11 protein-coding genes are annotated in these 14,310 nt (G+C 55.2%); 3 read left to right on the forward strand and 8 right to left on the reverse strand.

The window, feature by feature from the left end:
* Positions 1-529: 529 nt before the first annotated feature.
* From thrC to HNR62_RS03805, 4 genes are all read right to left on the reverse strand, one after another.
* On the reverse strand, positions 530-1,807 hold the full coding sequence (gene thrC, locus HNR62_RS03790; RefSeq protein ID WP_204794749.1) for a threonine synthase: 1,278 nt from the start codon (positions 1,805-1,807) through the stop codon (positions 530-532).
* The gene (gene thrB, locus HNR62_RS03795) at positions 1,804-2,760 is read right to left on the reverse strand and encodes a homoserine kinase (RefSeq protein ID WP_204794750.1); all 957 of its coding nucleotides are present in this window, start codon (positions 2,758-2,760) and stop codon (positions 1,804-1,806) included. The genes thrC and thrB overlap by 4 nt, the downstream gene beginning before the upstream one ends.
* Complete coding sequence (thrA, locus tag HNR62_RS03800) at positions 2,761-5,220, reverse strand: bifunctional aspartate kinase/homoserine dehydrogenase I (protein WP_204794751.1); 2,460 nt, start codon at positions 5,218-5,220, stop codon at positions 2,761-2,763.
* A 250-nt stretch (positions 5,221-5,470) separates the two neighbouring features.
* Positions 5,471-6,172: a tRNA/rRNA methyltransferase gene (locus HNR62_RS03805; RefSeq protein ID WP_204794752.1), complete on the reverse strand. Its 702-nt coding sequence runs from the start codon at positions 6,170-6,172 to the stop codon at positions 5,471-5,473.
* A gap of 120 nt (positions 6,173-6,292) precedes the next feature.
* Here HNR62_RS03805 and HNR62_RS03810 point away from each other — a divergent pair, with 120 nt between their 5' ends.
* Both HNR62_RS03810 and aceK read left to right on the forward strand, forming a co-directional pair.
* On the forward strand, positions 6,293-7,378 hold the full coding sequence (locus HNR62_RS03810) for a transposase (protein WP_239552569.1): 1,086 nt from the start codon (positions 6,293-6,295) through the stop codon (positions 7,376-7,378).
* A 315-nt stretch (positions 7,379-7,693) separates the two neighbouring features.
* Positions 7,694-9,418 carry a bifunctional isocitrate dehydrogenase kinase/phosphatase gene (gene aceK, locus HNR62_RS03815; RefSeq protein ID WP_204794753.1) on the forward strand — a complete coding sequence of 575 codons (1,725 nt, stop codon included), beginning with the start codon at positions 7,694-7,696 and terminating at the stop codon, positions 9,416-9,418.
* Between the two features lie 137 nt (positions 9,419-9,555).
* Here the strand turns inward: aceK and HNR62_RS03820 are convergent, their stop codons facing one another.
* A complete protein-coding gene (locus HNR62_RS03820) occupies positions 9,556-10,047 on the reverse strand; it encodes a putative 4-hydroxy-4-methyl-2-oxoglutarate aldolase (protein ID WP_204794754.1) in 492 nt (163 codons plus the stop codon).
* Between the two features lie 522 nt (positions 10,048-10,569).
* Here HNR62_RS03820 and arcA point away from each other — a divergent pair.
* Entirely contained in the window at positions 10,570-11,286 is a 717-nt protein-coding gene (arcA, locus tag HNR62_RS03825; protein WP_204794755.1) for a two-component system response regulator ArcA, read from the forward strand.
* A gap of 420 nt (positions 11,287-11,706) precedes the next feature.
* Here arcA and HNR62_RS03830 read toward each other — a convergent pair whose 3' ends face one another.
* From HNR62_RS03830 to HNR62_RS03840, 3 genes are all read right to left on the reverse strand, one after another.
* Positions 11,707-12,981: a sugar transferase gene (locus HNR62_RS03830; RefSeq protein ID WP_204794756.1), complete on the reverse strand. Its 1,275-nt coding sequence runs from the start codon at positions 12,979-12,981 to the stop codon at positions 11,707-11,709.
* A 91-nt stretch (positions 12,982-13,072) separates the two neighbouring features.
* Positions 13,073-13,456, reverse strand: coding sequence for a GDP-mannose 4,6-dehydratase (locus HNR62_RS03835; RefSeq protein ID WP_204794757.1), 384 nt, complete (start codon positions 13,454-13,456; stop codon positions 13,073-13,075).
* Between the two features lie 30 nt (positions 13,457-13,486).
* Positions 13,487-14,263, reverse strand: coding sequence for a glycosyltransferase family 2 protein (locus HNR62_RS03840; protein WP_239552570.1), 777 nt, complete (start codon positions 14,261-14,263; stop codon positions 13,487-13,489).
* Between the last annotated feature and the right edge of the window lie 47 nt (positions 14,264-14,310).

Genomic DNA, 14,310 nt, shown 5'->3' on the forward strand with positions numbered 1-14,310 from the left:
CTTGTAACTACGACCTTGTAACTACGACCTTGTAACTACGACGTCCCTACTCCCTGTGCCGGCTCCTTGCCGGTGATCCCTGAGGCGTTCCTGCCCATCCACTTCCTGTGTGCCAGCTGCCTTGCTGTTGATAAATATAATACGAGATCTGCCGCCGTGCTCAATGCGCCCGGCGGTAAGTTCAACGGCACACAAAACCAACAAAAAAGTAAAAATCAAACTTAATCATATACTTAGCATCAGCAGTAAGCGGGAATCGGTAATACAAACCGACTTATCCCAGCGCCGATTGAGAGATCTCTTACAAGGCGCAAGGGTGATGGCGCTCTGGTCATAAAAGGGGACTGACGCTCAGTGAGCCTGGAGGAGTTTGGTAGGACACCCATCTTTCAAAGCTTGGTGGAATACCCATCTTTCAACCGGCTGTCACGGTCAATTTGAGGTGGGTGTCCTTTTTCATTTTCAGTCCGCCAAAACGAAACATGCCGGGACAAGCCCGGCATGACATACGCAGCAGTGAATGTTGCTGTTACTTCATCATCTTCGCCTTGAGGGCGGCAAAGTCGGCGGGGATCACGCCAGACAGTGATTCCATGGCCATGTGCTTGGCCAGCGGGCCCGGCAGCGGGATGTCCTGACCCAGGATCTCGTCGACGTTTTCCTTGAACTTGGCCGGATGGGCGGTGCAGAGGAAGATGCCCACTTCGTCCTTGCCGCGTTCCTTGTTCAGCAGATCCCAGCCGATGGCGCCGTGTGGCTCGCACAGGTAGCCCTGCTCGAACAGGCGCTTGAGGGCGTCTTTGGTCTGCTCGTCGTTCAGCGCACCGGAGGCGATGTCGGACAGTTTCCAGCCCTTGACCCGGCACAGCTCTTCTACTCGTGGCCAGTTGTTGGGGCGGCTCACGTCCATGGCATTGGACAGGGTCGCCACTGTGTTTTTCGGATCCCAGCTGCCGCTTTCGAGATAACGCGGCACAGTGTCGTTGGCATTGGTGGCGGCCATGAAGCGCTTGACCGGCAGGCCCAGCGCCTTGGCAATCAGGCCGGCGGTCAGGTTGCCGAAGTTGCCGGACGGCACCGCAATCACCGCCTTGTGACGCTGCTCGGCGGGCAGCTGTGCCACCGCCTCGAAGTAGTAGCACACCTGGGCGACCAGGCGGCTGATGTTGATGGAGTTGGCGGAGTTGAGGCCCACGGCGGCTTTCAGCTCTTCGTCGTCGAACGCCTGCTTGACCAGCGCCTGACAATCGTCGAAGTCGCCCTGCACCGCATAGGTGCTGATGTTGTCGCCCAGGGTGGTGAACAGTTTTTCCTGCAGCGGGCTGATCTTGCCCTCGGGATACAGGATCACCACCTCTATGTTGGGCAGGCCATAGAAGGCGTGGGCCACGGCGGCACCGGTGTCGCCGGAGGTGGCAGTCAGAATGGTGATTTTCTTGCCATCCTTGCTCAGGGTGGCCAGGCACTGGGCCATGAAACGACCGCCGAAGTCCTTGAATGCCAGGGTCGGGCCATGGAACAGCTCCAGGGCATAGGTGTGATCGTCTACCTTGACCAGCGGCGCCGGGAAGGTAAAGGCGTGCTCCACCATGGCGGTGAGGGTGGATTCGGGAATTTCATCGCCGATCAGGTGCTGCAACACGGCGACCGAGCGCGGCACCAGCGGCAGCTCCAGCAGGGCGTCGATATTGGCGATGGGGGTCAGGTTTTCCGGAAAAAACAATCCCTGACCACGACCCAGCCCCTGCTTTACCGCACCGGCAAAATCGATGGTTTCCGCATTATCCTTGATGTTGTACAACTTCATAATTCTGTTCCTGTTACCCGAGCGCCTTCGGCATCGATTTTACAAATATGGCAAAAGCCATCCTGATTCTGAATAAAGTGTTCGGCCAGCCAGCTTTTCAGCTTTTCTGCCTGGCTCAAGTCCTTGAGCACGCAGAATACCGTGGGGCCGCTGCCGGAAATACCGGTGGCCAGCGCGCCCATGGCGGCAGCCTGATCGCGTACCGCATCGAAGCCGGGAATCAACTGAGCCCGATACGGTTCGGCAATCACGTCTTTCAGCATGGCGGCGGCCACCGGCTCCTGACCGGTATGGCTGGCATGCACAAAGCCCGCCAGGCGGCGGCCGTAGGTGAGACAGTCCTGTCGGCGATACTGCGCCGGCAGTATGCTGCGCGCCGCCGAGGTAGACACACTGATACCCGGGTAGCACAGCACCCAGTACCAGTCGTCGAAGCTGGGCAGGGCCTGGCTGACCACGCCGGCGTCGTCCAGCACCAGCTGCATACCGCCAAAGTGGCAGGGCGCCACGTTGTCGTAATGAATGGAGCCGGAAATCTGGCCTTCCAGCTCGCCCATCAGCAGCATCAGCTCATGCTCGCTCAGCGCCTCATCATAAAAGGCATTCAGGGCCACAAAGGCGGCCACTATGCTGGTGGCGCTGGAGCCGAGGCCCGAGCCCACCGGCATGTTTTTTTCCAGCGTCATCACCAGCGGCTTGCGGCCGATGCCCTTCTGCTCCAGCGCCTTTTCATAGGCCAGATAGCAGTCGTAGACGATGTTCTGCTGGTAGTCATCCGGCAGCTTGTGGGCGAAGGCGCCGGTTTTGCCGAGCGCAAAGTCGCCATCGGTATCGGCCACCAGGACCCGGTCACCCAGCAGGGTGCCGTCCAGCGGGGCCATGGCGGCCCCCAATACATCAAATCCCACGCTCACATTGGCGGTAGAGGCAGGTGCAAACGCAACAACACTCATTTAAATCTCCTGCTTCCAGTTATGGGTGCGCAACAGGTCGGCGAACACGCCGGCGGCGGTGACGTCGGCACCGGCGCCGTAGCCACGCAGTACCAGCGGAATCGGCTGATAATACTGGGTGTAAAACGCCAGGGCGTTTTCGCCGTCCTTGACCTTGAACAGGGGATCATCGCCGTCTACGGCCTTGATCGCAACCTTGCACCGACCATTGTCGATTTCACCCACATAACGCAGCACCTTGCCGTCGGCGGCGGCCTGAGCCACCCGGGCCTCGAAATAACCGTTGGCCTCGGGCAGGCGGGCCATGAACTGCTCGATATTGCCACTGGCATCAAACTCCGGCGGCAGCGCCTGCTCCACCTCTATGTCGTCCAGGCTCAGGGGCATACCGGCTTCCCGGGCCAGGATCAGCAGCTTGCGCGCCACGTCCATGCCGCTGAGATCGTCACGCGGATCCGGCTCGGTGAAGCCGTTTTCACAGGCAACGCGAGTGGCGTCGGCAAAGCTCATGCCTTCGTCCAGCTTGCCGAAGATATAGGACATGGAGCCGGACAGTATGCCGCCGAAGGCCTTGAGCTGATCACCGGCCCGCAGCAGGTTCTGCAGGTTTTCGATCACCGGCAGGCCGGCACCCACCGTGGTTTCGTACAAAAACTTGCGGTGGGTACGCTGGGCGGCCCGACGCAGCTGGCGGTAGTAATCCAGGCTGGCGGTGTTGGCTTTCTTGTTGGGCGTGACCACATGGAAACCGGCGGCCAGAAAATCCGCGTACCGATCGGCCACGCCGTCACTGGAGGTACAGTCCACCAGCACCGGGTTGATCAGGTGGCTGTCTTCCACCATCCGCTGCAGACGCGGCAGGTTAAAGGTATCGGTCGCCTGCTCCAGTTGCTCACGCCACTCGGCCAGATTGATGCCATCGCGGTTCAGCGCTATCTGGCGGGAGTTGGCGATACCCACCACCCGAATGCCGATGTCCTGGGCATCCAGCACCGGCTGCTGGCGGCGGATTTGCTCCAGCAGTGCCGCGCCCACGCCGCCACAGCCCACCAGGAACACATCGATGAAGCGACGGCTGGAAAAGAAGTTCTGGTGGCAGGCCTTGATCGCCTCGGTAGTCTTGGTCTTGTGGATCACCGCCGAGATGGAGCGCTCGCTCGAGCCCTGGGCGATGGCCACTATGTTGATGGAGGCTTCGGCCAGCGCGTTGAAGAAGCGGGCCGACACGCCCTTGACGGTGCGCATGCGATCGCCCACCAGGGAGATGATGGCCAGATCCTCGATGATATCCAGTGGCTCCAGCAGCTTGTTCTTGAATTCCAGCGCAAACTCGCCGGCGATGGCCTTCTGCGCCTTCAGCTGGTCGAAACTGTGAATACAGAAGCTGACGCTGTATTCCGACGAGCTCTGGGTGATCAGCACTATGCTGACCCCGGCGCGGGACACGCAGGAGAACAGGCGGCCGGCCATGCCCACCATGCCCTTCATGCCCGGGCCCGAGATGTTGATCATGCTCATGCCGACCAGATCGGAAATGCCCTTGACCTGCTGGTCGTCGTCGCTGCACTCGGGGCCGATCAGCGAGCCTTCGCCCTGAGGGTTGCCGGTGTTCTTGATAAGACAGGGAATATGAAACTGGGCGATGGGCGCTATGGTCTTGGGGTGCAGCACCTTGGCGCCGAAGTAGGACAGCTCCATCGCTTCCTTGTAAGACAGCTGCTTGAGCAGCTTGGCATCCGGTACCAGGCGCGGGTCGCAATTGTAGACGCCGTCTACGTCGGTCCAGATTTCGCAGCATTCGGCGCCCACACAGGCGGCCAGTACGGCGGCGGAATAATCGGAGCCGTTACGACCCAGGATCACGGTTTCGCCTTTCTCATTGCCGGCGGTGAACCCCGGCATCAGATAGACGCAATCGTCACGCAGGCCCTGATCGATAAAGCGCTGGCGGGAGACTTCGATATTGACGTGGGCTTCGAGAAAGCTGCCCTCGCCCAGCAGCATGGTCTGGGGCGTGATCACCTCTACCTGCTCGCCGCGGGCCTTGAGCAGCTCGGCCATGGTGGCGATGGACAGCGACTCGCCCCGGCTAAGAATGTGCGCCTGGGTGTTGTCCGGGCATTGCTGCAACAGGCTGACGCCCTGCAGCAGACGGGCCAGCTGACCCAGCTCGCGATCAACCCGGGCCTTGAGCTCCTGGTCATCCAGCCGTTCAAACTTCGCCTTGAGGCCATGGATGATGGAATGGAAAATCTGTTCGATTTCTTTCAGTACCGGGGCCGGATCCAGGCCGCGAATGGTCTGCTCTACTACCGCCACCAGATGATTGGTGACCTTGGCGGGGGCTGACAGAACCAGCGCCACCTGAGACTGCTGCTGGTTGTTGACCACGATGTCGGCGACATTGCTAAACCGCTCGCTGTTGGCCAAAGAGGTGCCGCCAAATTTCAAGACACGCATTCATTACTCCCTGTATAAAACGAAAAAGTGTAAGACTGAAAAGCATAAAACGAAAAAGCCCGCATCGGATGGGGACGCGGGCTTCAGGATTTTAATCGACTTGTCGTCAGCGCATCAGCCCGCCCCAGTGCCACCAGTGGTGGTACCGGTAATAATAATGGTGGTGATGCGGCTTGCACTCGGCAACATGACGAACAACCTCTGAAAACGAATGGCATAGCAATACCCCGAGCGCGCCCGCTTGTCAACGTCAATCCCCGGCAGACAGGGCGCGTTCCAGGTCTTTATAAAGCAGATGCAACAGATTGAGATCCCGCTGTGCCAGCATAGGCAAACGGTCGCCTGCCCACTCCGCCAGTTTTTCCTGCTGCGAAACCCCGATTTTATCAAACAATTTCTCTGTTTTTTGCTGTAACACCTTTAGCTGGGTATTTTGCGACTGAACGTCGGATTTTTCTTCTTTTTCTTCTTTGTCTTCACTCAGGCCCTGACTGAACTCATAGGCATAAAGCATGATGGCCTGGCCCAGATTCAGCGAAGGATAACTCACTTTCAGCGGCAGATAACTGATGATATCGGCCAGCGCCAAATCCTCGTTACTCAAGCCGGATTCCTCGCAGCCGAACAACAGCGCCACTTTTTGTACGCTTTTATTGTTGACCTGGGCGATGGCCTGCTTGGGCGTAAGGTAATAGCGATAGCGCCCCCGATTGCGGGCTGTGGTGGCAATCACCATATCCATGTCGGCCAGCGCCGGCGCCAGCGCGTCGAAATATTCGGCCTGCTCCAGCACGTCCTGCGCCCCGTGCGCCACCCAGTGCGCCTTGTCCTGTTCGTGCACCCGGCTGTTGACCAGCCGCATCCGGCCAAAGCCCATCGTTTTCATCGCCCGCGCCGCGGCACCGACGTTTTCGGCCCGCGCCGGCGATTTAAGTACAAAATAAAGTTGCATGCCCATCCCCCAACAAAATGGGGCATATTCTCCCACAAATCCCCCAGGGTGGGACACCCATCTTTCAGACCCGCCCGCCCCTCACCGTGGGACACCCACTTCGAATACAGCGCCCTCGCCATGGGCCCTCGCCATGGGACACCCATCTCAAGTTGCTCACTTTTCAATCTGCACCTATATTCAAGTTATGCCCTCGAAATGGATAGTCGCATTATGACCCGCCCACGATCCGAGCTGGTATCACCCGATGAAACACCTTACTACCACTGTATCTGCCGCTGTGTACGACGCGCCTATCTGTGCGGTGAAGACCAACTGACCGGCCAGAATTACAGCCATCGCAAACAATGGGTGCTTGATCGCCTGCGCCAGCTGCAATCCGTGTTCACTATCGATCTGTGTGCTTATGCGGTAATGGCCAATCACTATCATCTGGTTGTTCATGTAGATACCCAGGCGGCTCTGGCGCTGGATGAGACAGAGGTAGCAAGCCGGTGGCGCAAGTTATTTCGCCTGCCGGTATTGGTTGAACGTTATGTAGCAGGCTCAACGGATTCGGATGCCGAGCAAGAGGCGGCAAAAAACATTATCGCACTGTGGCGTGAGCGTCTGGCCGATTTATCCTGGTATATGCGATGCCTGAACGAGCACATTGCCCGCAAAGCCAATTTCGAAGACGAATGCACCGGCCGGTTTTGGGAGGGCCGCTTCCGTTCACAGGCGATTCTGGATGACGCCGGCTTGCTGGCCTGCATGACTTATGTCGATCTCAACCCGTTACGCGCCGGTATCGTCACACTGCCGGAAGCTTCCGCCGATGTCTCATTACACCAACGGCTACAGCAGTACAGAGCGAACGGAAGCTCGAAAACAGCCTCCCAAAAGACGATTTCACAGCCTCAGTTACTGCCATTTGTCCGCAACATTAAAGAAGATAAACGCAAGGGAATCCCCTTCGCTCTCGGCGATTACCTGGCCATGATTGATTGGATAGGCCGGGCTCAACGCGAGGAAGAACAAGGCTGCATCCATTCCGATGCACCTCCCCTGCTGGACAGAATGGGGATTGATGCCGGCAGGTTTCTGACCGCCGTAAAACCACACCAGCTGTCACACGGTACCGTTATCGGCCACACTTCGGCCAGAATTGCCTACGCCCAACTGCATCACCGACGATGTGTGATCGGCCCCGTTATTTCCACCTGAATGCTCAGATTTACCGCCGGTTAGATGATGGCAACCAGGTACAGCCTTGCGACCTGTACGGCCTCTGTTTTTCTCTCCAACGCCTCAATTTCCCTTTATCCATCATTTCGCCGATTGAGGTTCGTTATTAAGGGTACAGAACTACTGTTCCCCCGCAGAAGATCGGCCCAAGAGTCGAGGCTGAGTCAGCAAGCTCAACAAAGAGCTCAACAAAGGACAGCCATTTCTCAAAGATGGATGTCCTTTGTTATTGTTATTTGAGATGGGTGTCCTTTTTCACTGTCTTTTCATTCTGTTCACGATGCAGGAGTACGCATGAGCAACATCGCCAGGGATGTGGCCCGGATCACCATGACCCGGTTTGATGACTTTTATCGCTGCTTTCTCGATATCACTCAGGGAGCGCAGGACCGGTTCGAACGTCGGGACTGGGCGGGCGTTCAACAAGCCGGGCGTCAGCGTATTAGCCTGTACGATCATCATGTGAATGAGGCGGTGCAGGCCATTCGCGATCATAACGGGGGCGGGCTATTGAGCCAGCACCAGCTCAAGGCCATCAAGCAGGCGTTCAACGATCTGCTGATCCAGCATACCAACCCGGAAATTGCCGAGTCCTTTTACAACTCTGTGTATCGTCGATCCTTTCGTCATCAGAACATACGGGCGGAGAACCTCTATATACAAGGCTTTGTTCATCGGCTACCCCGGCCGAGCCTTGCCCCCCACTGCCGGCAGTACCACATCAAAGCCGGGGACTTGACCGAGACCCTGCACCAGGTGCTGCAAGGATTGCAACTCTCCGTCCCGTTCCGGGATCTGGCGCAGGATCTGCAGTATGTCAGCCGCTACCTGCAGCAGTTTGGCCCGGCCAACTTGGCCCATGGCGACATCGGCCTAACCTTTATCAACCATCTGTTTTTTCGCAACAAGGGCGCCTACCTCATCGGCCGGCTGGAATGCGGCAACTGCTGTCTGCCCTTCATCCTGCCCATACTGCATCATGAACAGGGCGGCCTGTACCTGGACACCCTGATCCTTTCTCACGACGATGCCTCCATACTGTTCGGCTTCGCCCGCGCCTACTTCATGGTGTGGTGTCCGGTGCCGGCGCTGCTGGTGCACTTTTTACGGCCGCTGCTTCCCAACAAGGCCGATTACGAAATCTACAGCGCCATCGGCTGTCAGAAGCACGGCAAAACCGAGTTTTACCGGGATTTCTTACAGCAACTGCACCGCTCGCGAGATAAGTTTGTACTGGCGCCGGGTATAAAAGGCATGGTGATGAGTGTGTTCACCCTGCCCTCTTATGATGTGGTGTTCAAAATCATCAAGGACAAATTCACTCCCCCCAAGGAGGTCAGCCACGACACGGTGCGCGCCAAATATCGGCTGGTAAAACAGCACGACCGGGTGGGTCGCATGGCCGACACCATGGAGTTCACCAACTTCGAATTGCCACTGAACCGTATCAGCCCCGAATTGCTGCACGAGCTGCAGCGGGTCGCGCCCTCGCTGCTCAGCCTCACCGGCGATACCCTGTTGATCCGACATCTGTACACAGAGCGACGCATGACGCCGCTGAATATCTACCTGGAGCACGCCACGGATCAACAGGTCATTGACGCCATCGACGAATACGCCAACGCCATCAAGCAGTTGGCCACCGCCAATATATTTCCCGGCGACATGCTGTTCAAGAACTTCGGCGTTACCCGTCACGGCCGGGTGATTTTCTACGACTACGACGAAATCGCCTACATGACAGAGTGCAATTTTCGGGATATTCCCAGGGCCCGCTACCCGGAAGACGAGCTCAGTGCCGAACCCTGGTATTCGGTGGCGCCCAACGACATTTTCCCCGAGGAATTCGCCACCTTCCTGCTCAGCAGCCCGCGCATCCGCGAGGCCTTCAAACAACAGCACAACGACCTGTTCACCGCCGACTACTGGTGCCATCTGCAGCAGAATATCAACAAGGGGTTATTCGGCGATGTTTACCCCTACCGGCAAAAGCGCCGCTTCCGGCATTTATACTCGTAATGAAAAAGAATGAAAAAGGACACCCATCCTTCAAAGATGGGTGACCTGTCTAATTTCTGCTGTCCAAGGTGTCCTGAAAGATGGGTGTCCCACGTCAGTGGCTGGAGGAATGGTGGCATATCACCATTCCCGAATCCCTAAAAGTCCGGGTGACTCAGGGGCTCCCGGGCCACCAGAATACCGTTGATATCGGCATAGAGATAATCGCCGGGATAGATGGTCACGCCGGCAAAGGTGACCGGCACATCCACATCGCCCAGGCTGCGTTTTTCGGTTTTCATCGGGCAGGTTGCCAGCGCCTTTACGCCAAGGGCCATGCCACCAATGGCACCGGCATCGCGAATGGCGCCGTTAATCACCACGCCTTCCCAACCATTTTCCACCGCCTTTTCGGCCAACTGATCGCCCAGCAGGGCGCGACGCAGCATGCCGCCACCATCCACTACCAATACCTTGCCGGTACCCGGCGTAGCCACCAGCTCCCGTACCCGGGAGTTATCCTCGTAGCAACGTACCGTGACCACCTGGCCCCAGAACACATCATCTGCGCCATAATTCCTGAACAGAGGGTCCAGTATCTTTACCTTGTCGCCGTGCGCGTCACACAAATCCGGTAGTAAATCCAACATCTTGCGCTCCTTATGGCCGTCATAATGATCGTCATATCGTCCACTCGTTCCCATTCTGCACCATAACGCAGGCGAGTTTGAAGCAGGGCCTCCGCTTCAGACTCGCCTACTCCCGGATAGCCGAAAAACAGGTGCTTTAACTGCTTTTCTATAAAGCTTGACGAATTTTGTTACATTTTCGCTTGACCGGGATCAGTCTGGCCCCTAAAACTATTTAACATTATCGGTTGCGGGCTGTTGTTATGCCCCTGTTAACTGTTAAAATACGGCAACTTTAGGTAATGGACCTCTGTTTGTCCCGTCTGTCTATTTTTGGGCGCGAAGCAGTAACTGCATGGGATGCAAATAAAAACGGCTCAAAGAAACAGGGCCACCGGCGCTATGCCTTACCTGCCCCTGGCGGTGGCGAAAGGCAAAGAAATGCAAAGCAATGATGCGGTAGCGTGAACAAGTGACACCTCGCGTCCAGCACCGGTAACTGTTGATACTGAATTCCATTTACATCTACAAACAGGTAGGCTCATGCAGACTCCTCACATTCTTATCGTCGAAGACGAATTGGTTACCCGCAATACCCTGAAAGGCATTTTCGAGGCCGAAGGCTACGCCGTACTGGAAGCCACCGACGGTGAAGAAATGCACAAGGCACTGTCCGGCAACAAGATAAACCTGGTGATCATGGACATCAACCTGCCCGGCAAAAACGGCCTCTTGCTGGCACGCGAACTGCGCGAACAACACAATCTGGCGCTGATGTTCCTGACCGGTCGCGACAACGAGGTCGACAAGATCCTGGGCCTGGAAATCGGCGCCGACGATTACATCACCAAGCCGTTCAACCCGCGCGAGCTGACCATCCGGGCCCGCAATCTGCTAAGCCGCACCATGCAGACGCCGGAAACCCAGGAAGAGGAAAAGCAGGTAGAAGCCTATCGCTTCAACGGCTGGACCCTGGACATCAACAGCCGCGCCCTGGTCAGCCCCAGCGGCGAAATGTTCAAGCTGCCGCGCAGCGAATTCCGCGCCATGGTTCACTTCTGCGAAAACCCGGGCCAGATCCAGAGCCGCTCCGAACTGCTGAAGAAAATGACCGGCCGCGAGCTCAAGCCCCACGACCGCACCGTAGACGTAACCATACGTCGCATTCGCAAGCATTTCGAGTCCATCCCCGACACCCCGGAAATCATCGCCACCATCCATGGCGAAGGCTACCGCTTCTGCGGCGAGCTGGAAGGCTAAAACCAAAAAACCCGCTTCGGCGGGTTTTTTGCGTGCTAACGGTTATATTCTTTCTGTTTCTTCAACCATGCCATACCCCCACATCCCCCTCACATCTACCGCTGCGCACCACCAGCCAGCTGAAGCAGGCTTCTACAGGGTTTCGTGGTTTTTTGTAGGCGCCGCTTTAGCCGGCGCGAATCTACGAGAGGGCCCGGGTTGGCAGGCATGATGCCGATCTGCGGGTTCGCCGTGAAGCCAATTTTGGACTGGAAGATGCAAAAAATCCCGAGGCTAAACGCCATACAGTTCCCTCCCCTTTACCCCCGCACCAACAGAATAACAGCGGAGTGCAACGCAAGGGGAGGGTCTGGGAGGGGTTACTCCGCTTTCTTTCGACCGTCATCCTGACAGCCGCCTAAAGCTCCCCGATGGGACCGTCTACTTTGCCCCAAAACCAGTAAAAATGGTTCTGATGGTCTTCAACACAATCAACACATCCAGCCACAGGGAAAAATGCTTGATGTAGTAAAAATCGTGCTGGATCTTCACCCGGGTATCGTCCGCATCACTGGCATAACCATGCACCACCTGTGCCCAACCGGTAATGCCCGGCTTGACCACATGACGATAGATATAAAACGGGATGTCCTGATCGAACTTTTCCACAAAGGCGCGCTGCTCGGGTCGAGGCCCAATCAGGCTCATGTCCCCTTTCAGCACATTAAAGAACTGGGGAAACTCATCCAGCCGGGTTTTGCGGATAATCTTGCCCACCCGGGTGACCCGCATATCGTTGGACTGGGCCAACTGAGCACCGCCCGCCTCCGAGTCTTTACCCATGCTGCGAAACTTGTAGATCTTGAAGTCCCGATTACCCTGCCCTACCCGATTCTGGATAAACAAAGCCGGGCCGGGGCTATCCAGCTTGACCGCAATGGCCGTTAGCAACATCACCGGCAAGGTAACAGGTGCTGTGATCAGTACTGCCGAAATATCAAGCAAACGCTTGAAGGCAGAATACAGCACCGGCGGCTGCAAAGAGCCAAACTCGTTTTCCGCCAGATGATTGATTTTCACCCGCCCGGTCAGTGACTCCATCAACTGCTTGTAGTGATAAACCGGCACCCCTGCCAGGGTGCAACGGGCCAGAAAACGCTGCCATTCATCGGGAATCTCTGCATGCAGGTCGGCGGCAATGGCATCCACCCGCTCACCATTCAGGGTGGGCGAGCTCAACTTGAACCATTCAACCCCTTCCACTTCATTCAGTCCACTGGCCTTGCCCAGCGGCAGAAACGCCACTTTTTTGCGCATATGGCGCACAATAAAAAAGTAACTGAAAAAGCAGAACAGCATATTGGCCACGGCGGTGTAAAAAATGTAATACACCGAATAATCCAGCCGGAACACAAAAAACACCCCAACCAGTAGCCCATACCACACCAACACAGTGGGTAAAATATAATTGGCGGACTGGCACCCCGGGTAGCTCATTAACCGACGCAGGGTGAAAAATACCCCAATATAGGTAACAGCCACCCCCAACATGCTATTAAGCTTGCTCATGTCCGGGGCATAAAAACCAACCAGGCCCCATAACATCAACCCCGGTAGCAGTACTACCAGTATCAGGCCCACTACAAAACGGCTAAACCAGCTAACCAGTAACCGTTCACGCCACAGGGTGTGGCGTTTAGCTAACACCTGCTCCATTTTAATTACCTGTTGTTTTTGTTATCTACAGAATAAAGAGAAAAGACATCCAAGATTGTTCCCTGTGCTCTTTGCTGCTTATTATTGAACTTTAAACACCATAATAACCGCGATACCACTGCACAAAGTTAGCAACACCTTCTTCTACCCTCATTTGTGGGCGATAACCAGTCGCATCAAACAATGCCTGGGTATCCGCCCAGGTGCGCGGCACATCACCGGGCTGCATCGGCTGATAGTCGCACAGGGCCTGCTTGCCGGTGGCCTGTTCAATAGCGCGGATAAAGTCCATCAATGCCACCGGGCTGCCGTTACCAATGTTATATACCGCATGGGGCGCCCCTTCTCCGGCGGGTGGAATAGCCAGCAGGCGCACTATACCTTCGACAATATCGTCGATATAAGTGAAATCTCGCTGCATATTTCTAAAGTAACCACTCCCTTCAGATAAAAACAGCACCTCACCCATTAACATTTAAATAAAAAGTTCATCTAAAAATTCTTCTCAGTGCATAACACCCAACATTTTAGCCAACTTAGGAAAGTTCTTTCTTAATACGCCACGAATGGCATAATGACTAAAACAGTAACAGCTTTTAATAAATGATAGTTTCTCTACATCACGATAAACACGCCAAGTATAAGTAGATGATTTTATTTTATTCGAGGACATTGAGCTATTATGCACTCGATATTGAGCCAATGACTCTTCAATACCATAAGCATAATCAACTTTCTTGAGCAGTTTTAACCAAAGAGCAAAATCCTGCCGCTTTCTTACTTCAGGCATATAAACCTTGCCGAAGTAGTGAGTATCATACATAGCTGTTAAACAGCCTATGTAGCATGTTTTAAGCAGCTCATGATACGAAACTCTTTCTGGCACACCGACATAACCAAAAAAATTACCGAACCCATCAACCTTTTCGTATTCAGCGTAAGAAAAAGGAACCTGATTTTCTTGCATGAACTTTAATTGCTTTTCCAACTTATTAGGCAACCATAGATCATCTGCATCTAAAAATGCTATAAATCTACCTGTCGCCTCTTTTATCCCTCTATTTCTAGCAACAGCAGCACCAGAATTAGAGCGGAGTCTTACACACTTAACCCTTTCGTCTTTCTTTACATATTCACAGGCTAGCCGATAACTTCTATCAGTTGAAAAATCGTCAACTACGACAAGCTCCCAATCTGAAAAAGACTGAGAAAGCACAGAGTCAATTGCTTCTTTAAGGTAAGAGCTTGAATTATACACTGGCATTATTATGGAGACAGTCAATATATTTCACCTTGAAAAATATAACTTAAAAAATACATAAAACAATA

Source organism: Oceanisphaera litoralis (assembly GCF_016907015.1).
GTDB classification, from domain to species: Bacteria; Pseudomonadota; Gammaproteobacteria; order Enterobacterales; family Aeromonadaceae; genus Oceanimonas; species Oceanimonas litoralis.